We start from the raw sequence: 19,536 nt of genomic DNA, 5'->3' as shown, positions 1-19,536 counted from the left end.
ATGACAGACCATTCAGCTCATGCCGCTCATTTAGCGAAGCCTGCCGCAACGCTCTCCGCCCGAGACTTGTCACTGGGCTACGGTGAGCGCTCCATTGTTCAAGACCTCACCGTTGAGCTACCCGCGGGCAAGGTGACCATCATTGTGGGAGCCAACGCCTGCGGCAAGTCCACCTTGCTGCGCGGTCTGGCCAGGCTTCTCAAACCCAGCGCCGGCGTCGTGCATCTGAACGGGACTGACATCCACAAGGTCCCCACACGCGAACTTGCCCGCGAACTGGGCATCTTGCCGCAGACCCCCACTGCCCCGGACGGCATCAGCGTGGCAGATCTGGTGGGACGCGGACGCAGCCCGCATCAGGGCTGGTTCCGGCAGTGGACCCCGGCCGACGACGACGCCGTGGCCGCAGCGCTAAACGTCACCGGCACGGCCGAGCTGGCTGGGCGCAGCATTGATGAGCTTTCCGGTGGGCAGCGTCAGCGGGTGTGGATTGCCATGGCGCTGGCCCAGCAGACGGATGTCCTGCTGTTGGATGAGCCCACCACCTACCTTGATCTGGCACACCAGGTGGAGGTTTTGGATGTGGTGTCCGAGCTCAACGCCCGCCGCGGGATCACCGTGGCGATTGTCTTGCACGACCTGAACTTGGCCGCACGCTACGCCGACCACCTGATCGCCATGAAATCCGGGGCCATCGTGGCCCAAGGGGCGCCGGCCGAGGTGTTGACCGCCGCGCTGGTGCAGGACGTGTTCGGGCTGGAATCGGTAGTGGTTGCGGACCCGGTGGTTGGCACGCCCATGGTGGTCCCGATTGGTCGCCGGGCGGCCCTGCTGGCAGACGCCGCCGCAAACAAATTTTCAGATGTTGAGCCGCGGTTGACCCCTGCGGCAGAAGGAGCACAGGCATGAGTTCAGGAATCCTGGAAAACAACGCCACTGGCCTAGAGGCGGCCTCCATCGGCTCTCTCGAGGACGACCCCATTAAGCCCATGCGGGCCTTCGATCTGAAGGTCAGCGCAGTGACTCAATTGAGCGAACACTTCCGGCGCATCACCTTTACCGGCACCGATCTTGCCCTGTTTGGCTCCAATGCCGAGGGCCAGACGCTGGATCTGCGCGTCAAGGTCATGATTCCTGCACCGGGTCATGCGCTGCCCGAATTGAGTAACATTCGCGGCTCGCTGCAGGACGACTGGTACCAAAGCTGGCTCGCTGTGGATGAGTCGGTGCGCGGAGTCATGCGCACCTACACGGCCCGGGCCCTGCGTCCGGCGGTACCTGCTCACGGGGACCAGCCCGCCATTGCGGCGGAAATGGACATTGACTTTGTGCTGCACCTCCACGGTGGGTCCGGGCCGGCCGCCGAATGGGCCGCCGCAGCAATTCCCGGGGACTCGTTGATGCTCGTTGGCCCGTGCGCGCGCTGGGGAGACTGCCTCGGCATTGAGTTTGCGCCGGGGGAGGCGGAGCGCTTGTTGCTGGTAGGGGATGAGACGGCAGTTCCTGCCATTGCCGCGATTCTCGAAACACTCCCGGCCCACGTCAGCGGCCACGCAGTTTTGGAGGTCCCTACGAAGGGCGACTTCCTGGCGATTTCATCGCCGGCCAACATGGAAATTCGTTGGTTGGCCCGTGACGGGATGGACCACGGTGTTGAACTGTCCCGGCAGGTCCGGGCACTGATTGCCCCTGCCGCCTGCGAGCTCGGCGAGGAGCCCGAGGACGTTGATGTTGACGCCACCATTTTGTGGGAAACCCCCGTTGCGGCGGCAGGCCATGGACTGTACGCCTGGATTGCCGGGGAAGCTGCAACCATCCGCGAGTTGCGCCGCTATCTGGTCCGTGATGTCGGCATGGACAGGAACGCGGTGGCGTTCATGGGCTACTGGCGCAAAGGCCAAGCGCTTTCCTAGGGCAAGTTGTGGACAACTGCTGACAGGGCCTACCAATCGAGGCATAATTTCACTCATCCCGATCGGGTTTTCCTTTTCTCCACGAATACATCAAGGAGCAGCATCATGACCACGCGACTTAACCCGTATTTGAACTTCCAGGACACCGCCCGCGACGCCATGGAGTTCTATCAGAGCGTCTTTGGTGGCACGCTCGAGCTGAGTACGTTCGGCGACTTCCAAGCCACCCAGGAGCCGGCGGAGAAGGACAAGATCATGCACGGCATGCTGACGGGTGACAACGACGTTGTCCTTATGGGTGCCGATGTCCCCTCACACATGGAGTTCTCACCCAATTCCAGTGTGTCCCTCTCCGGTGACGATGAAGCCGTGCTCCGTGGCTGGTGGGACAAGCTGGCCGACGGCGCAACCATCGCCGAGCAGCTGACCAAGGCTCCCTGGGGCGACACCTTCGGCATGCTGACCGATAAATTCGGTGTTCCGTGGCTCGTCAACATCGCCGAAGCGCCTCAGGCGTAGTCGCGCCACTAAACGAGAAGCCGCCAAAACGGGGTCAACTCGCGAAAACGGGTGTTTGAATGTCCGTTCTCGCGGGGTGGCCCCGTCTTCGTTGAGAGCTCAAGAGCTAGCCCCGCAGTTGATCCAATATGCGGGCCAGTTCAGCCCGGTCCTCGTCGCCGAGCCGCGCAAAATACTCGTTGGACTTGTCTCGGCGTTCAATGCGGATGCTGTTGTACAGCTCCAGCCCGGCCTCGGTGGGCACAATCAGGGTGGCCCGCCTGTCGGTGGGATCGGGGTCGCGGCGTACCAGTCCCTTTGTTTCCAGCTGATCCACAACCTCGGTGGCTGACCGCGGAGCTATGCGCAGGCGTTCCGCCAAGTCCTTGAGCCGGACATCGCATGGGCCTGCCTCGGGCCGATGCCGCATCAGCGTCATGAGCGCCCGCCACTGATGAGGGGTCAGCTCCCAGGGCGCCAATTGTTCGGCCCAGGTGCGGCGCAAACCGCGGAATGCCGCGTGAAACAGTTCGCCGAGATCGGGTGAGTCATCATGAGGGGCCATGGCACCAGCATACTAAAGTTGACAGCTAACCACATAGTGAGGTAACCTCTGTATTAGTTGGTGCGAGTCCCGCACCCCGCACACCATTGGAGGTGGCGCCCATGAGGGAGACAACCCGAACTCAACAACCTGGCCGTGAAGACACCGGCACTCCTAACGTCAACAGCCGCGAAGCCTTTGGCGGCCGCGGCCCCGGCCGAATCAACCCAGCCGACAAAAAGCAGCTCAAGCTGCACCCCGTCGGCCTGAAACGCATCGCGGCCCTGTTCACACCGCACAAGGCGACCATCGCCATCGTCGTGATTCTCATCAGCGTGTCCAGCATTGTTGGGCTCGCGCAACCATTCTTGGTCCGCGGCATCATCGACAACGCGCTGCCGCACAAAGACCTGCGGCTGCTTGGCCTGCTGGCCGGCGCCATGATCGCCGTGGCCGCCGCAACCGCCTTCATCGGCGTGATCCAGACTTGGATGACCACCGGCATGGGGCAAAAAATCATGCACACGCTGCGCACCCGGCTGTTCACGCACCTGCAGAAACAATCGCTCGCATTCTTCACCCGGACCCGCAGCGGCGAGGTGCAATCGCGGCTGAACAACGACATCTCCGGCATGCAGTCCGTCATCACGTCCACGGCCACCGGCATTGCGTCCAACGTGACAACCGCCGTGGCCACCGCCGCCGCCATGATCGTCCTCTCGCCGCAGCTTTCCCTGCTTTCGCTGATCGTCATCCCACCGGCGGTCTGGTTCTCTCGCCGCGTGGCCCTGCTCCGGCGTGACATCACCTCAACCATGCAAGCCGAGCTCGCCACCATGAACACCTACGTGGAGGAGGGGCTGAGCATCTCCGGAGTGCGCCTGGCCAAAACCCTCGGCACCACGGGCCGTGACGCCGCGCGCTACACCGAAAGCTCCGAACACCTGATCGGCCTGGAATTGCGGTCACAGCTGGCCGGACGCTGGCGCATGGCCACCATGAGCATCATCTTCTCCGCCATCCCCGCGCTGATCTACTTTGCCGGCGGCCTGCCGGGGAGCACCTTGAGCATCGGCACGATCGTGGCCTTCACGGCCCTGCAATCCACCATCTTCCGCCCCATCATGGGGCTGCTGAACCTGGGCGTCCAGTGGGTCAGCGCCATGGCCCTGTTCAGCCGCATCTTTGAATACCTGGACATGGTCCCGGACATCACCGCCCCGAAGAAGCCTGTTGCGCTGGATCCAGCCACGGTTCGCGGCGAGGTCCGCTTTGAGAACGTTCATTTTGCGTACGACGGCGGCACTGAAGTCCTGAGCGGCATCAACCTTGCGCTTGCCGCCGGCACCACCACCGCAGTGGTTGGGCCCACCGGTTCCGGCAAGTCCACGCTGGGTGCGCTGCTGCCGCGACTGCACGATGTCACGGCCGGCCGCGTCACCATCGACGGAGTTGACGTACGCGATATTGCCCCGGACACGCTGGCTCGCATTGTGGGCGTCGTGTCCCAGGAGAGCTACTTGACGCACGCCTCCATCCGCGAAAACCTGCTGCTGGCCGCGCCGGCCGCCGACGATGCCACCCTCTGGAAGGCCTTGGCTTCTGCACAAATCGCAGACCTTGTGGCCGGACTCCCTGAGGGGCTGGACACCATGGTGGGTGCCCGCGGTCACCGCTTCTCCGGCGGAGAGCAGCAGCGCCTGGCCATTGCCCGCACCATCCTGCGCAATCCGCGTGTACTGGTTCTGGACGAGGCCACCTCCGCCCTGGACAACACCACGGAAGCCGCCGTGCAACTGGCTCTCGACCACCTGGCTGTTGGCCGAACCACGCTGACCATCGCTCACCGGCTCTCCACTGTGGAGGATGCCCACCAGCTCGCCGTACTCACCGGCGGGCTGTTAGGCGAGGTAGGCACCCCGGCCGAGCTGAGCGAGGCTGGGGGCGCTTACTCGGCACTGCGGGCAGCCCGCGAAGGCGAGCACGCTGAGGGCGAATTGGAACCGGTTAGGTAGCGCTGAGGCTCCGTCGCTGCGAAGTGACACATAGGTGGCCTGACGGCGGTGATGTATCGCCAGCGTCAGGCCATATTGCTGTCATGTGCACTTATGCGGCCCGACGCGAGACCAGGAGAGTGGCCGCGGCCAGCACGCATGCCGCGCCAAACGCCATGACGTAGCCCATCTCGCCCGCGGTCAGAAGCGCGGCAAACACGGCACCCACAACACCCAGAGCCGTGGCCGTCAGCAGCGTCTCACTCAATTGCAGGGCCGAGGCGTTGGTGCCTTGCTCATGGGGCTCTGACTCGGCGAGCACCATCACCGACTGCGTGGGATATGCCAAACCAATGCCAAATCCGGCCGCGGACCAACCCAGCCAGGCAATCCACACGGGCCAACCGGGCAGCAGGACCAGTGCCGAAATTACCATTCCGAGCACCATGAGCCCGGCGCCAAGACGCAGGCTTTGCCGCGGTTGCAACTTGCCCCCGGCGGCCAGCCACGCGCCTACGGCCCACGTCACCCCACCCACCGTGAGCGAGAGACCCGCAAGCCACGCCGGCAAATGCCGCTGATCAATCATGAACAGGGGCAGGTAAACGTCCGCGATGGTGAAGGCGGTGCCCATGAGCCCGCGCATGAGGATCAACGACGGCAATCCGCGCGCGGAACGCCATGTGCCCTTGGGCAGCAGAACGTTCACGGCCAGGGCAAGAAGTGCGACGGCGACCCCCAGTTGGGCGGGCCACCAGGCGTGGGTGCGGGCTCCGGCGTCGCTGATCATGAGAACAGATGCCGATGCCACCACGGCCCACAGGGGTTTGACCCACAGACGTCTCGATCTGCCAGCTTCAGGCACGGATACAGGCAGGTTCATCGCGGTTCCGCGGCTGCCGCGCAACAAGAGTGCCACGGCTACCAGTGCCAAGATGGGAACAGTGCCAAACACCCAGCGCCAGCCGAAGTGGTCCGTGACTACGCCGCTCAGTGCCGGCCCCACGATCGAAGGCAGCAGCCAGGCTGTTGCGAGTGCACCAAACATTTTGGGGCGCAAGTGGGCCGGGAAAACCCGGGCAATGGCCACATAGAGGGCAACGGCGTCGAGCCCGGACCCCAGGCCCGTCAGCGCCCTCGCTGCAACAAGGAGCTCCATGGTGGGAGCGGCCGCGGAAAGCAGCATTCCAACAACGTAGATGCTCACGCCGGCGATGAGCGGTTTTTGCGGGCCTGACCTGTCGATCCACAGCGCGGCGAGCGACATCGACACCACGGAGGTGGCCATGGTGATGCCAAACGCCAAACCATAGAGCGGCAGGCCATTTAGTTCACGGGCGGCCTGCGGCATGGCGGTGGTGATGGCCGCCGTGGAATACGCCACCATGAAGGCCAAGCCAAAAAATCCCAGCGAGGCGCCACGGAATTGGCCGCTCCAAATGCTGGTGGGGGAGCTCACGCGGAGAAGGGGCGGTACAGGGTCATAGGATTAGCCTAGTTAATATTTGGGCGAAAAATGACCGCCACTTGAGCCAGTGATGTGCCGGTCGGTATGGCAAGGAGCATTGTGGAATTCTCAACACGGTATGTGGCACTTGGTGATTCATTTACCGAAGGGCTGGGCGACACCGATCCGGCACTGCCCAACCAGGTCCGCGGCTGGGCCGACCGGGCCGCCGAACAGCTCGCCATGGCCCATCCCGAGGAATCACTGGGGTACGCCAACCTCGCCATCCGGGGCAAGAAAATGACACAGATCCTGGCGGAGCAGATCGATGCGGCCGTGGCCCTGCAACCCACGCTCGTCACCATCTACGCCGGCGTCAACGACATCCTGCGCCCCAAGGTGGACATTGACGCCATGATCGGGCGCTACTCCGAGGGCCTCGGGCGGCTCGCCGCCACGGGCGCACGCCTGCTGGTCTTTACCGGTTACGACGCCAGCTCCTCCAAGGTGTTCGCCAGCATCCGCGGCCGCACCGCCATCTACAACGAACTGCTCCGCGAGGTCGTCGAGAGCCATGGCGGCGAACTCGTGGACTACTGGCGCTTCCGCGAGTACGACGACTGGCGCCTGTGGGGGATCGACCGCATGCACATGTCCACCCCCGGCCACATCAACATGGCCAACCGCGTACTCGAGCAGCTCGGGGAATCCGTCCGCATCCCCATGCCCGAACTTCCGCCCATCCCCATGAAAACCACGGCGGAAGTCCTCAAGGACAACGCCACCTGGACCAAGGAGTACGTGGGCCCCTGGGTCAGCCGCCGCCTGCGCGGCGTCTCCTCGGGAGACAACCTCAGCGCCCGCTGGCCTTCGCTGCGCTCGCCGGTAACGCCATAAATTAGCCCGACAACGAGTACGGCGGCGGCGAAGGTGGGGCTTAGACGAGGCGGTCTGCGACCTTCACCCGAGTGGCATGCGCTAGTGCCACGTTGAGCTGAGCGGCTGATGTTGCGCCTGCTTCGGAGGACAGCAGCTGGTTATCGGGTGTGTTCGGGTCGGCGAGGTACACGCGCGTGTACCCGGCGGACTCGGGCTCGAATTTCCACGTGTCGGAGAGCATTCCGGCGTCGAGCGCATCGAATCCGAGCCGGTCCAAGATTTCCGCCGCCTCACCCTTAGCGTCGACGTCGTCGGACGCGATGGGAAGAGCGGAGCGGTCGGTGGCGCCATTCTCGCGTGCAAGAGCGGGGATGTGGTGGGCCAGAATATTGTTAAACGCCTTGACGTGACGGGCGCCGGCAAGCCATTCATGCACTAGTTCACTTGTTGTCATGATCTCGGTATCGAGTTCTGAGATGCGACCGTCGCGGAACGGGTAGTAGTTGCTCGTGTCCAGGACAAGCTTGTGGCGCAATAGCCCGGCAGGAAGCCCCTTGACCGCGAGTAGCGGAATGGCGAGCACGATCGCGTCTGCGTCGTTGGCAGTCTCTTTGACTGTGCCAGCCCTGGCAAGTGGTCCGAGCTCTTGAGTGAGCTCGTGGAGAGATTCTGGTCCGCGGGAGTTTGCGAGGATCACGTTCATGCCCGAGGCAACGGCGAGTCGAGCGACTGCCGATCCAATATTGCCGCTTCCAATGATTCCCAATGTCTGCATGGTTCTTCCTTTCGAACGTGTCCCACGCTCTGGGCTCGATTCGGCCGCTGAGTAGAACTTCACTGGCTTGAACATGGGCCCCCTGCGAGGTTATTCCTACTACTTCTGTTTTTAGGGCGTCGTCCGTTCGCTTCCTGGGGCAGGTATGGTATGCCAATTAGTCATATTCGGCACAAGGATCTAGACTGGGTAGGCGCTAGGTAGCGCGGAGCGTGTGCAATTGCTCCGGTTTGCGGTGATTATCCTCCCGTTGGCCGGTAGTTAGGGGCTCAAGTTGCGTGCATTCGGGTATTCGCCGGACAGCACCTTCCTCATCATCATGTAAATGACGACAAGGGAATCATGCTGTCCAAGGACGGACGCTGCCTACTCGCACGGTTTGCACCAGTGGACCGTATCCATACATTTATTAGGAGTGATCATGGCAGCACATTGCCAGGTGACCGGAGCCGAGCCGGGCTTTGGACATAGCATTTCGCACTCGCACCGCCGCAACAAGCGTCGGTTCGATCCGAATATCCAGAAGAAGCGCTACTGGGTACCGTCCTTGCGCCGCAACGTTACGTTGCAGCTGTCCGTCAAGGGCATCAAGACCATCGACGTCCGCGGCATTGACGCAGTCGTTGCCGAAATTCTGGCTCGTGGGGTGAAGCTCTAGTGGCAAAAGACAAGGACGTACGTCCGATCATCAAGCTGAAGAGCACCGCGGGTACCGGTTTCACGTACGTAACCCGCAAAAACCGTCGTAACACTCCGGACCGTTTGGTTCTGAAGAAGTACGATCCCAAGATCCGTCAGCACGTCGAATTCCGAGAGGAGCGCTAAGACTATGGCTAAGAAGTCCATGATCGCTAAGAACGAGCAGCGCAAGGTCATCGTCGAGCGTTACGCCGAGAAGCGTCTCGCCCTGAAGAAGGCCCTCGTTAACCCGGCCTCCACCGACGAAGAGCGCGAAGCGGCCCGCCTGGGCCTGCAGAAGCTCCCCCGCAACGCCTCACCGGTACGCGTTCGTAACCGCGACGCCATCGATGGCCGTCCGCGTGGAACGCTCCAGAAGTTCGGCATCTCCCGTGTACGCTTCCGCAAGATGGCGCACGCTGGCGAACTGCCCGGTATCAAGAAGTCCAGCTGGTAACTAGCAGCTGTAAATAGGGCGGTGATCTTCGGGTCGCCGCCCTTTTTGCTGCCCGAATTCGCCTGCATTGACCTGCAAACCGCGAAGACGGGGTAAACTCGCGAAGAAGGCGTTTGTTGTGGGGCGGTTCGCGAGTTGGCCCCTTTTTCGCGAACTTGCGGCCCACTCACGGTGCCAGAATGCGGCCAAAATGGCCCCAAATGACTTGGCTGAGAGCGAAATCTCCCTAGAATCCGGGGAATTTGCCGTGGAAATCGTCGAAAAACGCCGAAATTTACCGGAATGACGCGGAATTGCTGGTAAGTTCGCTAGCAGTGGTTGACACGCAACCGCGTGGATTTTGAATTACTTGATCGTCCAGGAGGACAAACATGGCAAAGAACCGTAGCGAATTGGTTGCTGAAGTTGCTGCAAAGGCTGAGACCAGCCAGACTGCAGTAAACGGCGTTCTGGATGCTCTCTTCTCGGTATTCGAGAGCTCCGTTGCAGCCGGCGACAAGATCACCATCCCGGGCTGGCTCTCCATCGAGCGCACCGACCGTGCAGCTCGCACCGGCCGCAACCCCCAGACCGGCGAGACCATCCAGATCGCAGCAGGCCACAGCGTGAAGCTTTCCGCTGGCTCCAAGCTGAAGGCTGCTGTCAAGAAGTAATTCTTCACAGAACCAACATGAAGGCGGTCGGCATCATGCCGACCGCCTTCATGCTTTTAAGACGCTGTGGTGGTTGTTGCCATTCGCGGGTGGTCTGCCCGGCGCAAATCCCAATAACCACCCCTGCCGCAGCACTCGGGAATCTGGCCAGTCCATTCCTGAGAACTCCCTGATTCGCCCGATGTTCACTGGGTGCAGGACAATGGAATGGTGCCACCAGTAGATTCTTCTCCCGCCGCCACAGTCCGTGCTGCACCCAACTCTGATGGGGGCACGTTCGCCGACGGCATTCGCAGCCGCTGGTGGTGGTTGGGGCTGGCAGCTGCAATTATCGCCGTCGTCCTTGCCTTGCTGTGGACAGGCGCCACGGCCGTTGCGCAGCTGGCCGATCCCGGGGCGTTTACGCGCTGGGGATTGCCCGTGGCCACCACGATCCATAACCTGGCGCTTTCTGCCGTCATTGGCGCTTTGGTGTTTGCCGTGGTGATCCTGCCCAAGGATCGTAAGAGCCACCGGCCGCACACAGGCAAGGCGAAAGTCGCCCCAGCCCCCAACGTTCCGGAACACCCCGCCTTTGCAAGGGCCATGACCTTGGCCATGGTTGCCGGCGGCGTGTGGACGTTTTCCGCGATCGCCGTTCTGGTCTTGACGTATTCGAGCATTTCCGGGCTGGCCGTGGCTGGCAACGCCGACTACTCCAATATGTTGGTGTTCTTCATGACGGAACTGCCGGTGGGCCAGGCCTGGTTGATGATCACCATCCTTGCCGCCGTCGTGACCACGCTGGTGATCGGTCTGCGTAACATCAGCGCCCTGGCCGTGCCCCTGGTCCTTGCCCTGTTGGCCTTCGTACCGCAGGCGTTGATTGGCCACTCGGCATCCAGCGCCGATCACGCCGGCGCCGTGAACTCGCTGTTCTTGCATGTCACGGGCGCATCGCTGTGGGTCGGCGGCATCATTGCCCTGGTTGTTGTTTCCGGTGTGCTGGGCAAGATCACGGCACAGACGTTGAAGCGGTTCTCAGCACTGGCGATCTTTGCCTTTGCCGGTGTGACGGGCTCGGGCATCATCAACGCGGCCATTCGGATCACCAACTGGCACGATCTTTTTTACTCCTCTTACGGCCAACTGATCCTAGCCAAGTTCGCCGCCACGGTTGTGCTTGGCGTGATTGGCTACATGCACCGCGAGTGGATCATCCCCCGGCTTGAAGGTGGCAAGGGTGGAGCAGGTGGCAACACCCGCCGCCTGCTCTGGCAGCTGATCTTCGTTGAGTTGTTGATCATGGGTGCCGTCAGCGGCCTGGCCGTGGGCCTGAGCCGTTCCGCACCGCCGCAGTCGCGTGAGTTGGTGCAGGAATCACTGAGCCCCGCCGAGATCCTGACAGGCTACCCACTGCCGCCGGAGTTGGAATTCTCGCGCTGGTTCACCGAATGGCGCATGGACTGGCTCTGGGTGGCCTTCGCCTTCCTGGCGGGCGCGGCGTACCTGGCTGGCATCGTGAAGCTGCGTAAGCGCGGCGACAAGTGGTCAGTGCTGCGGAGCGTTTCCTGGTTTGCAGGCCTTTTGTCGCTCGTGTACATCACCTCAGGCGGCACCGCCGTTTACGGTGCAGTGATGTTCAGCGCTCATATGGTTGAACACATGGCGCTGATGGTTATTGCGCCATTGTTCCTGGCGCTGGGTTCCCCTGTCTCGCTGGCCCTGCAGGCGCTGACGCCGCGCCGAGACGGGTCCCGCGGTATCCGCGAATGGATTTTGGTGCTGGTGCACTCGAGGTATTCCAAGGTCATTACGCACCCGTTGTTTGCCGCGGCGAACTTCTCCGGCAGCCTGATCCTGTTTTATTACACGCCGGCGTTCAAGTTGGCCATGACTTACCACGTGGGCCACGAGTTGATGATCGTGCACTTCACGCTCACGGGTTACATTTTTGTCCAGAGCATGATCGGTGCCGACCCGCTGCCCAAGCGTGCGCCCTACCCCCTGAGGTTGCTGCTCCTGCTGGCCACCATGGCCTTCCACGCCTTCTTCGGAGTCTCGCTCATGATGGCCACGGGTTTGCTCAATGGTGAGTACTTTGGCAACATGGGCCGACCGTGGGGTGATGGGGCCCTGGTTGACCAGCAAACGGCCGGCGGCATCGCCTGGGGTGTGGGTGAGGTGCCCACACTTGCCATTGCCATGGGCGTGGCCTACATGTGGTCAAAGTCCGATGCCCGGGAGACAAAGCGCAAGGACAGGGCGGCGGACAGGAATAAGGAAGCCGAGTTGGGCGCTTACAATGACATGTTTGCCCAACTCGCAGCGCGTGATGCCACCACCACCAACCGTGGTCCGGCCTTGCCGCACCTGCCCAAGGCCAAGCACGACGCCGTCCAGCCCACCTCGGGTGCCCCCGGCACCGAGCACAGCACAGACGTGAGCAGCACCAAGAACAGCACCGAGATCGGCGGGCCGGATACTCCGGACGCTACGCAAGGAGAAGCGAACTAGTGGATTCCTCTACAACAACAAGCACCGCCATCGCCACGCCGGTTCGGGTCAGGGCATCCGAACTTGAGGGCCGCGGCTGGCTGAATACCGGCGGCGCCGAGCTGAACCTGGAAAAGTTGCGCGGCAAGATCGTCATCCTGGATTTCTGGACCTTCTGCTGCATCAACTGCCTGCACGTCCTGGATGAGCTTCGCCCCTTGGAAGAGCAATACCGCGACGTGCTCGTCACAGTTGGCGTGCACTCGCCCAAGTTTGAGCACGAGGCCGATCCCGTAGCCTTGGCCGCCGCCGTTGAGCGTTACGACATCCACCACCCCGTTTTGGATGACCCCGAACTGATCACGTGGCAGGCTTACTCGGCTCGCGCCTGGCCCACCCTGGTGGTTATTGACCCCGAGGGCTACATTGTCTCCCACCTCTCCGGTGAAGGGCACGCGGCTGGTCTGGCCTCTTTCATTCCCGAACTGATTGCCGAGCATGAGGCCAAGGGCACGCTGCACCGCGGCGATGGCCCCTACGTTGCACCCGAGGCTGTTTCTCGCGACCTGCGTTTCCCAGGCAAGGTGCTGCCCTTGGCGGATGGGAACTTCCTCGTCTCCGACACGGGCCACCACCGGCTCGTGGAGATGGGTCCGGATCTGACAACGCTGGTCCGCACCATTGGATCCGGCACCAAGGGCTTCCTGGACGGCTCCGCGGGCGATGCCCAGTTCAACGAGCCTCAGGGCCTGGCCCTGCTTCCGACGGAACTGGCAGCGGCAGCCGGGTACGACGTCGTCGTGGCTGACTCGGTCAACCACCGCCTCCGCGGCATCACCTTGGCAACGGGGGAGGTGCGCACCTTGGCCGGTAACGGCGTTCAGCGCCTGCTGGATGCGGGACCTGCTCGCGTAACGGAGGACGGCGCAACCGCCTCCGAGACCGATCTTGGCACAGCACCGTTCGAGGTGGCGTTGTCTTCGCCGTGGGATGTTGCTTACTCCTCGGCGCTCAAGGCGATCCTCATCGCGATGGCCGGGACACACCAGATTTTCAGTTTTGATCCCGCCAGCGGCGCCATGAGCGTTGTTGCCGGCAATGGTTTGGAAGGCCTCTTGGACGGGCCCGCCGAGCAGGCCTGGTTCGCCCAGCCCTCAGGCCTGACCGAGGACGCCAAGGGCAACATTTGGGTTGCCGATTCCGAGACCTCCGCCCTGCGCGTGCTCAAGTTCGCCGAAGACGGCGCCGTCAGTGTTGAGACGGCCATCGGCGAGGGCCTCTTTGACTTTGGTTTCCGCGATGGCGAGGCCGGCCAGTCGCGCTTGCAGCACCCGCTGGGCGTTGCCGTATTGCCCGACGGTTCGGTTGCCGTGGCCGACACGTACAACGGCGCAGTCCGCCGCTACGACCCTGCCAACAACACCGTCAGCACGCTTGCCCGCGGGCTGGCCGAGCCCAGCGATGTGTTGCTGGACGAGTCCGGAGACGTGCCGCTGCTGATTGTGGTCGAGGCCAACAAGCACCAGCTGGTCCGCCTTCCGCTGCCCAAGAACGCCCTCCAGGTGGATGAGGGTGCCGTTCAGACGCAGCGTCCCAAGACGGCCGTTGCGCCAGGCGACCTGGCGGTCACGATCAACTTCTCGGCCCCCACGGGACAGAAGCTTGATGACCGTTGGGGAGATCCCACCCAGTTGAAGGTCTCCTCCACCCCTCCGGAGTTGCTGATCAGCGGCGGTGGAACCTCCATCGGGCTCTCACGGACGCTCGTTCTCAACGGTGACGTGCCCGAGGGTGTTCTGCACCTGACGGCCCGTGCCGCCGCCTGCGACGGTCCGGAGGACGCCAACGGCGAGATCCCGGACCATGCTGCCTGCCACCTGTACCAGCAGGACTGGGGCATCCCTGTAACGATCAGTGCAGACGGCGCTGCCGAGCTCGCGCTGGATCTGCGCGGCGTCTAGCAGCAGACAGAGAAAGGCCCGCCGGAAATTATCCGGCGGGCCTTTCTCTGTCTGCTGCTAAAAGGTTGTCTCGGCAGCTAGTAACTGACCACCGGTGTCACGGAGACCGTAGTTCCCGAGATGGCCAGTTTGGCAGTGAAGCCAAAGTCCTCGGCGTTCTTGGCCTTGGCGACGATCCCCGTGAACAGATCCTGCTCCTCGTAGGAGACCTCAGCCTTCACACTCAATGGTGCCAGGATCCACTGGCCGCCAAAAGGTGAAATGGTGATGGCCGGGTATTCCAAGACTGACCACGTGACGTCTGAGGTGACACGGTTGTTGGTGGCGGCGCTCATGGGGCAACCGGTGGGCATCAGCACAGCCTGCTTGGCGCATTCGTCCAGATATTTATGAATGGTGCTGTCCACCTGGGCCAGCAGGTCGCTGGTGGGCCCTGTGGCAAGTCCGACGGCGGGAATCGGCTGGGCCGGTCCGCTCACGTTCCGGGTCACGGGCGGAGCGGCAAAGAGCGCGGAGCGGTACTCCAGTTCGTAGCTGCCCGGATAGAAGACGGCAAAGGAGTTCTTGCCGTCGGGCATGTTGGCCGCGGCGCCGTTGATGCTGGCCTGATTGGCGTTGACCACGGAAGCGGTGATGGTGGGCAACTTGGAGGGAACCATGTCCCAACTGTCAAAAAACAGCCACCGCTTAGATCCCGGAGTCAACCGAAAATCTGTGCTCAGGGGCGTGCCGTCCAGGGTGTAGCTGACCGTGACATTTTTTTGGCCGTCCGGCGCGTCCGTGGGGTCGGCGATCTTGACATCGCTGAGCTTCTCCTGAGACAACGCCAGCGCCTTACCGTCCAGCGCGGCTGCGTTGGCCCCCGGCTTCTCGGCGTGCAGCAGCCCCATGGCCTTAGCGCCATTACCGTCCTTGAGCGCGTCCAAATAGCTTGAGACGGTGCTCTTGGGGCCGAACTCCTCCTTGTTGACCAGCGTGATAGTCACAATGGCAGCGGCGATGCCCAGCATGAAGATCATGAGCCAGGCCGCGGCGATCTTGATGATTTGGGTCCCGTTGTTCACGCCGTCCACTGTACCGGCTTGGGGCTCGGTGGCCTGAATCGGGGGTGCTACGTCACTTCTCATGGGTTCATCACCTGGCCCGATTCTAGCGTCGGCGCTTTCGTGACGCCGTGCCGAACATGTCACGCATCAGGTTGCGGCCGAGAGAGCTGCCCATGGAGCGGACCATGCTTTTCAGTCCGCCACCCAAGGCCCCGCCCAAGGCGCCGATGACGTCTGAGGCGATGCCGCCGTCGGTGTTTCCGCGCGAGGGCAGGTCAACCGGTGGGGGCGGTGGTGGCAGCGGAGTCCCAACGGCGGGACCCGTGCTGGCGGCGGGTGGGGGAGTCTGAAGTTTTTCAAACGCTGAGACGGGGTCAACCGCTGTCCCATAGGTGGGCAGCAGGGCTGAAGCAGAGATGACTGCCTTGACGGCCTGGTCCGAGCTGGGCCCCATGACCGAACCAGGGGCGCGCAGCCGGGTCAGGGCCACGGGGGTGGGGGAACCGTTCTCATTCATGACCGTCACCACGGCCTCGCCGATCCCGGCGCTTGTGAGCACTTCCTCGAGATCGTAATCGCTGGTGGGGAAGGTTGAGACGGTGGCCTTGAGTGCCTTGGCATCGTCAGGGGTGAACGCACGCAGGGCATGTTGAATGCGGTTGGCGAGCTGGGCCAGAACATCCGCCGGTACATCCTTGGGGGTCTGGGTGACAAAGAAGATGCCAACGCCCTTGGAGCGGATCAGCCGGACAGTCTGCGTGATGGCCGTCAGGAACGCCTTGCTGGCGCCGTTGAACAGCAGGTGGGCTTCGTCGAAGAAGAACACCAGCTTGGGCTTGTCCAGATCTCCCACCTCGGGCAAATCGCGGAACAGGTCCGCCAACAGCCACATGAGGAAGGTGGAGAACAGCAGCGGCTTGTCCTGGATGCTGGGCAGTTCAAGGCAGGTGATGACGCCTCGGCCGTCGGGGGCGGTGCGGAGCAGCTCGGCCGTGTCGAACTCCGGAATGCCAAAGAATTCGCCCATACCCTGGGCATCAAGGGTGATCAGGTTGCGAAGGATGACGCCGGCCGTGGCCTTGGACAGCCCGCCGAGCTCGTCCAGATCCGACTTGCCCTCATCGGAGGTGAGGTATTGGATGACTGCGCGCAGGTCCTTGAGGTCATAAAGTTCCAGGTCCTTGGTGTCCGCGTAGTGGAACACCAATTGGAGGCTGGATTCCTGTGTTTCATTCAGGTCCAAAACACGCGCCAGCAAGATGGGCCCGAAAGAGGTGATGGTTGCCCGGACGGGAACACCGTTGCCGTTGCCGCCCAGGGCAAGGAACTCCACGGGGAATGCCTTGGATTCCCATTGCTGGCCCAGTGCCTGCGTACGGGCGGTGAGCTTCTCGCTGCCCTCGGCCGCGGTGGCCAGTCCGGTGAGATCGCCCTTGATATCCGCCATGAACACCGGCACGCCTGCGGTGGAAAGCTGTTCCGCAATCATGTGAAGTGTGACGGTCTTACCCGTTCCGGTGGCTCCAGCCACCAAGCCGTGACGGTTCATCATGGCCAACGGCAAGGACACCTGCGCCTCCGGATGAACCGCACCGTCCGCCATGGCTGCGCCAAGGGCAATGGATGAACCGCTGAACGTGTAGCCGGCCGCAATGGCGGCAATCAACTCTGATGGTGTTTTGGTAGCCATGACGAAAGCGTACCGCGAGCCACATTCTGCGCGCCGTATTACGCCACTTGATTGCGGCGTGTACGCAGCTCAGCCCAGCAGGAACGCCACAGCGAACATGGCTGGGATGGCGAGGATGGTTGTCAGCAGCACGGTGTCCTTGGCCACGGCCACACCCACCTGGTACCGCTGGCTTGTGACGTACACGTTTTGGGCCGTGGGGAGTGCTGCTGCAACCACGACGGCGAACAGCGCAGCCCCGCTCATGCCGAGGGCAAAGTGGCCCAACAGGAAGGCGACGAACGGGTGCAGGATCAGCTTGAATGAGGTGCTCAGCAGGATGTCGGGGCGCCTGCCATCCGCGGCTGAAAGTGGTTTGGTGGTGCCCAGTGACATGCCGAAGGCGATCAGGATGGCCGGGATGGCGGCGCCGGCGATCAGATGCAGGGGTTCGGCCACGAGATTTGGCAGCTGCCAGCCGGTGGCGGCCAGAATCAGGCCAACCACCGTGCCCACGATCATGGGGTTTCGGATGATCTGCAGCAGGACGCGTCCGGGTGTGGCCCGGTGGCCGCTGGTAATGCTGTCCAAAAGCATCAAATATACGGGGGTGTAGAAGGCCAGCTGGAAGACCAGAACTGGCGCGATCAGGGCGGCATCGCCCAAAACGTAGGCCGCGATGGGGATACCGAGGTTTGCCGCATTGGCCGTGGAAGACGACATGGCGGAGACCAGCGATTCGCCGAGCTGGCGCTTGAGCCAGAATCTGACGATCACCAGGTAGATGCCACTGGTAATCACTGCACCGGCCGCGGCCACCAAGAGTGGGCCGGCGAACACGGTTTTCAGTTCGGCGCGGGACAGGGTCTCCACGAGCAAGGCTGGGCTGGCCACAAAGAAGGAGAGCCGGCTCAGTACGAGTTGTGCGTTCTCACCAAGGACTTTTTGCCGTCCTACAAACCAGCCAACAAGGATCACGAGCCATACGACCGAGAACCCCTCGATGACGGCTAGCACGGGGGAGTCATGGCTGTGGTTTTTGGTGTTGGCACGTCACCAGCCTAAGCAGGGAATGCCCATGCTAAGAAAAAGGCGTTAAATGTGACTGGGAATTAGGTGGTTTGCGCCAGTGCCGGACGCTGCAGGCCCTCGGTGACGGCTTCAGCTGGGTCGGTGCCTAGGTGAACGATCTTGTTGTTCGCATCGACGTGGACCACAGAGGGAACAAAGTCCAGGGCTTCGGCCGTGGTCATTTGGGCGTACGTCATCAAGATGACGAGGTCGCCAACGCCCACCAGGTGGGCGGCAGCGCCGTTGATGCCAATAACGCCGGAGCCGCGCTCGCCGGGGATGGTGTAGGTCTCCAAGCGGGCACCATTGGTGATGTCCACAATCGAAACCAGTTCACCCGGAAGAATGTCGGCAGCGTCCAGCAGATCGGCGTCCACTGTTACGGAGCCGACGTAGTTCAGGTCGGCGTGGGTGACAGTTGCGCGGTGAATCTTGGATTTGAATATTGTTCGGATCATAACGGGACAAGTCTACCGCTGCCGGGTCAAGAGCAAGCTGTGAACCCCATCTCCGCTGTGCTTAGCGTCTCCCCACCGGCGTCAACTTCCGGCCCATGATTGCCCTAGTCAGGGCATCCACTACTTCCGTGTTCGCTAGGGGATTGCGGATCAAGGTGAAGTCCACATCGCCCACGGGTGGCAGGTCAAAGCGTTTGGTGATCACCTTCAGATCCTCCGGAATCAACGACGTCGGCATGACGGCGATGCCGATGCCCGCCCGAAGTGCCGCGAGAACTCCGCTGATCTGCTTGGTTGTGCACGTGACGCGCCAGGTGCGCCCGGCGTCCTCCAGGGCGTCAAGGGCAAGCTTGCGGCTCAAGCTCGGCGCGGGATACGCAATGACGGGAACGGGGGCTCCCGGTTCCAAGATTGTTTGCTCCAGACCCACCCAGGCAAAGGTATCCGTTTTTACGACTTCACCTTCCTGCGCGCCGGACACCCATTTCACGAACACCAGATCCAGGGCGCCAGCCTTGAGCCGGCGGTGCAGGTGATCGCTCTGGCTGACGGTGAGCTCCAAGTTGATCTGAGGGTAGAGCTGGCGAAATTCGCGCAGGATTCGGGGCAGCCCCGTGATGGCCAGGTCATCCGCCGTGCCAAAACGAAGGCGTCCGCGCATGGCGGCACCGGAGAAGTAGCGTGTTGCAACATCGTTGGCGGCAAGAATGGTGCGGGCAAATCCGGCCATGGCATCGCCGTTGTCCGTCAGTTGCACCTCTCGTGTGTCGCGGGTGACCAGTCTGCGCCCGGCGGACTGCTCCAGCTTGCGAACATGCTGGCTGACGGTTGGCTGGCTAATGCCCAGGCGCTCGGCCGCGCGGGTGAAATTGTGGGTTTCGGCCACGGCCAGGAAACTCTTGAGCTGGATGGGATCAAAAATTGGGGCATCTGACATGGGGCGACTCCCTGGAAGTATTACGAAACTCAATAGTACTTATAAGCACCATACTATTTCCGCATAAGACGGCTCAGCCTA

19 protein-coding genes are annotated in these 19,536 nt (G+C 62.4%); 11 read left to right on the top strand and 8 right to left on the bottom strand.

What is annotated here, in order from left to right:
- The 3 genes from BLV41_RS15045 to BLV41_RS15035 all read left to right on the top strand — a co-directional run bounded on the left by BLV41_RS15045 (position 1) and on the right by BLV41_RS15035 (position 2,432).
- Positions 1-909, top strand: a complete 909-nt coding sequence (locus tag BLV41_RS15045; protein ID WP_083360808.1) for an ABC transporter ATP-binding protein — start codon at positions 1-3, stop codon at positions 907-909.
- Positions 906-1,913: a siderophore-interacting protein gene (locus tag BLV41_RS15040; RefSeq protein ID WP_083360807.1), complete on the top strand. Its 1,008-nt coding sequence runs from the start codon at positions 906-908 to the stop codon at positions 1,911-1,913. Before BLV41_RS15045 ends, BLV41_RS15040 begins: the two co-directional genes overlap by 4 nt.
- Positions 1,914-2,018: 105 nt before the next feature.
- Positions 2,019-2,432 (top strand): VOC family protein, encoded by a 414-nt coding sequence (locus tag BLV41_RS15035; RefSeq protein ID WP_074712331.1) that lies wholly within the window; start codon positions 2,019-2,021, stop codon positions 2,430-2,432.
- 106 nt (positions 2,433-2,538) lie between these two features.
- Here BLV41_RS15035 and BLV41_RS15030 read toward each other — a convergent pair whose 3' ends face one another.
- Entirely contained in the window at positions 2,539-2,976 is a 438-nt protein-coding gene (locus BLV41_RS15030) for a MarR family winged helix-turn-helix transcriptional regulator (protein ID WP_074712330.1), read from the bottom strand.
- Positions 2,977-3,077: 101 nt separating this feature from the next.
- Between BLV41_RS15030 and BLV41_RS15025 the strand changes: the two genes are divergently transcribed.
- Positions 3,078-4,970, top strand: coding sequence for an ABC transporter ATP-binding protein (locus tag BLV41_RS15025; RefSeq protein ID WP_083360806.1), 1,893 nt, complete (start codon positions 3,078-3,080; stop codon positions 4,968-4,970).
- A 91-nt stretch (positions 4,971-5,061) separates the two neighbouring features.
- Here BLV41_RS15025 and BLV41_RS15020 read toward each other — a convergent pair whose 3' ends face one another.
- Positions 5,062-6,408, bottom strand: coding sequence for an MFS transporter (locus BLV41_RS15020; RefSeq protein ID WP_074712329.1), 1,347 nt, complete (start codon positions 6,406-6,408; stop codon positions 5,062-5,064).
- A 108-nt stretch (positions 6,409-6,516) separates the two neighbouring features.
- Here BLV41_RS15020 and BLV41_RS15015 point away from each other — a divergent pair, with 108 nt between their 5' ends.
- Entirely contained in the window at positions 6,517-7,293 is a 777-nt protein-coding gene (locus tag BLV41_RS15015; protein WP_074712328.1) for an SGNH/GDSL hydrolase family protein, read from the top strand.
- 40 nt (positions 7,294-7,333) lie between these two features.
- Here BLV41_RS15015 and BLV41_RS15010 read toward each other — a convergent pair whose 3' ends face one another.
- A complete protein-coding gene (locus BLV41_RS15010) occupies positions 7,334-8,125 on the bottom strand; it encodes an NADPH-dependent F420 reductase (RefSeq protein ID WP_083360805.1) in 792 nt (263 codons plus the stop codon).
- Positions 8,126-8,471: 346 nt separating this feature from the next.
- On the opposite strand from BLV41_RS15010, the gene rpmB reads away from it, so the two are divergent.
- The 6 genes from rpmB to BLV41_RS14980 all read left to right on the top strand — a co-directional run bounded on the left by rpmB (position 8,472) and on the right by BLV41_RS14980 (position 14,274).
- Positions 8,472-8,708 (top strand): 50S ribosomal protein L28, encoded by a 237-nt coding sequence (gene rpmB, locus BLV41_RS15005; protein ID WP_038465685.1) that lies wholly within the window; start codon positions 8,472-8,474, stop codon positions 8,706-8,708.
- Positions 8,708-8,875 (top strand): 50S ribosomal protein L33, encoded by a 168-nt coding sequence (gene rpmG / locus BLV41_RS15000; RefSeq protein WP_044574616.1) that lies wholly within the window; start codon positions 8,708-8,710, stop codon positions 8,873-8,875. Before rpmB ends, rpmG begins: the two co-directional genes overlap by 1 nt.
- A gap of 4 nt (positions 8,876-8,879) precedes the next feature.
- Entirely contained in the window at positions 8,880-9,185 is a 306-nt protein-coding gene (gene rpsN / locus BLV41_RS14995) for a 30S ribosomal protein S14 (protein ID WP_038465689.1), read from the top strand.
- A gap of 371 nt (positions 9,186-9,556) precedes the next feature.
- Complete coding sequence (locus tag BLV41_RS14990) at positions 9,557-9,838, top strand: HU family DNA-binding protein (RefSeq protein ID WP_044574612.1); 282 nt, start codon at positions 9,557-9,559, stop codon at positions 9,836-9,838.
- Between the two features lie 207 nt (positions 9,839-10,045).
- On the top strand, positions 10,046-12,334 hold the full coding sequence (locus tag BLV41_RS14985; protein WP_074712326.1) for a bifunctional copper resistance protein CopD/cytochrome c oxidase assembly protein: 2,289 nt from the start codon (positions 10,046-10,048) through the stop codon (positions 12,332-12,334).
- Positions 12,334-14,274, top strand: coding sequence for an NHL domain-containing thioredoxin family protein (locus BLV41_RS14980; protein WP_244516924.1), 1,941 nt, complete (start codon positions 12,334-12,336; stop codon positions 14,272-14,274). The genes BLV41_RS14985 and BLV41_RS14980 overlap by 1 nt, the downstream gene beginning before the upstream one ends.
- A gap of 77 nt (positions 14,275-14,351) precedes the next feature.
- Here BLV41_RS14980 and BLV41_RS14975 read toward each other — a convergent pair whose 3' ends face one another.
- The 5 genes from BLV41_RS14975 to BLV41_RS14955 form a co-directional block, all read right to left on the bottom strand.
- A complete protein-coding gene (locus BLV41_RS14975; protein WP_083360804.1) occupies positions 14,352-15,401 on the bottom strand; it encodes a zinc ribbon domain-containing protein in 1,050 nt (349 codons plus the stop codon).
- 22 nt (positions 15,402-15,423) lie between these two features.
- Positions 15,424-17,010 (bottom strand): helicase HerA-like domain-containing protein, encoded by a 1,587-nt coding sequence (locus BLV41_RS14970; RefSeq protein WP_074712325.1) that lies wholly within the window; start codon positions 17,008-17,010, stop codon positions 15,424-15,426.
- A 69-nt stretch (positions 17,011-17,079) separates the two neighbouring features.
- Complete coding sequence (locus BLV41_RS14965; protein WP_044570120.1) at positions 17,080-18,006, bottom strand: AEC family transporter; 927 nt, start codon at positions 18,004-18,006, stop codon at positions 17,080-17,082.
- A 95-nt stretch (positions 18,007-18,101) separates the two neighbouring features.
- Complete coding sequence (gene panD, locus BLV41_RS14960; RefSeq protein WP_074712324.1) at positions 18,102-18,518, bottom strand: aspartate 1-decarboxylase; 417 nt, start codon at positions 18,516-18,518, stop codon at positions 18,102-18,104.
- Between the two features lie 61 nt (positions 18,519-18,579).
- Positions 18,580-19,440, bottom strand: coding sequence for a LysR substrate-binding domain-containing protein (locus BLV41_RS14955; RefSeq protein ID WP_074713353.1), 861 nt, complete (start codon positions 19,438-19,440; stop codon positions 18,580-18,582).
- Between the last annotated feature and the right edge of the window lie 96 nt (positions 19,441-19,536).

Origin of the sequence: Arthrobacter alpinus (genome assembly GCF_900105965.1) — a bacterium.
Lineage (GTDB): Bacteria > Actinomycetota > Actinomycetes > Actinomycetales > Micrococcaceae > Specibacter > Specibacter alpinus.
The sequence above is the reverse complement of the archived record's forward strand: the minus strand, read 5'-3'. Positions and strand labels throughout refer to the sequence as shown.

Excerpts from the sequence above, each read along its gene's own strand:
- BLV41_RS15010 (WP_083360805.1), bottom strand. The coding sequence starts at position 8,125 with ATGTTCAAGCCAGTGAAGTTCTACTCAGCGGCCGAATCGAGCCCAGAG.
- BLV41_RS14985 (WP_074712326.1), top strand. The coding sequence starts at position 10,046 with ATGGTGCCACCAGTAGATTCTTCTCCCGCCGCCACAGTCCGTGCTGCA.
- rpmB (WP_038465685.1), top strand. The coding sequence starts at position 8,472 with ATGGCAGCACATTGCCAGGTGACCGGAGCCGAGCCGGGCTTTGGACAT.
- BLV41_RS14975 (WP_083360804.1), bottom strand. The coding sequence starts at position 15,401 with ATGAGAAGTGACGTAGCACCCCCGATTCAGGCCACCGAGCCCCAAGCC.
- BLV41_RS15045 (WP_083360808.1), top strand. The coding sequence starts at position 1 with ATGACAGACCATTCAGCTCATGCCGCTCATTTAGCGAAGCCTGCCGCA.
- BLV41_RS15025 (WP_083360806.1), top strand. The coding sequence starts at position 3,078 with ATGAGGGAGACAACCCGAACTCAACAACCTGGCCGTGAAGACACCGGC.
- BLV41_RS14990 (WP_044574612.1), top strand. The coding sequence starts at position 9,557 with ATGGCAAAGAACCGTAGCGAATTGGTTGCTGAAGTTGCTGCAAAGGCT.
- rpsN (WP_038465689.1), top strand. The coding sequence starts at position 8,880 with ATGGCTAAGAAGTCCATGATCGCTAAGAACGAGCAGCGCAAGGTCATC.
- BLV41_RS15040 (WP_083360807.1), top strand. The coding sequence starts at position 906 with ATGAGTTCAGGAATCCTGGAAAACAACGCCACTGGCCTAGAGGCGGCC.
- panD (WP_074712324.1), bottom strand. The coding sequence starts at position 18,518 with ATGATCCGAACAATATTCAAATCCAAGATTCACCGCGCAACTGTCACC.
- BLV41_RS15030 (WP_074712330.1), bottom strand. The coding sequence starts at position 2,976 with ATGGCCCCTCATGATGACTCACCCGATCTCGGCGAACTGTTTCACGCG.
- BLV41_RS15035 (WP_074712331.1), top strand. The coding sequence starts at position 2,019 with ATGACCACGCGACTTAACCCGTATTTGAACTTCCAGGACACCGCCCGC.
- BLV41_RS14970 (WP_074712325.1), bottom strand. The coding sequence starts at position 17,010 with ATGGCTACCAAAACACCATCAGAGTTGATTGCCGCCATTGCGGCCGGC.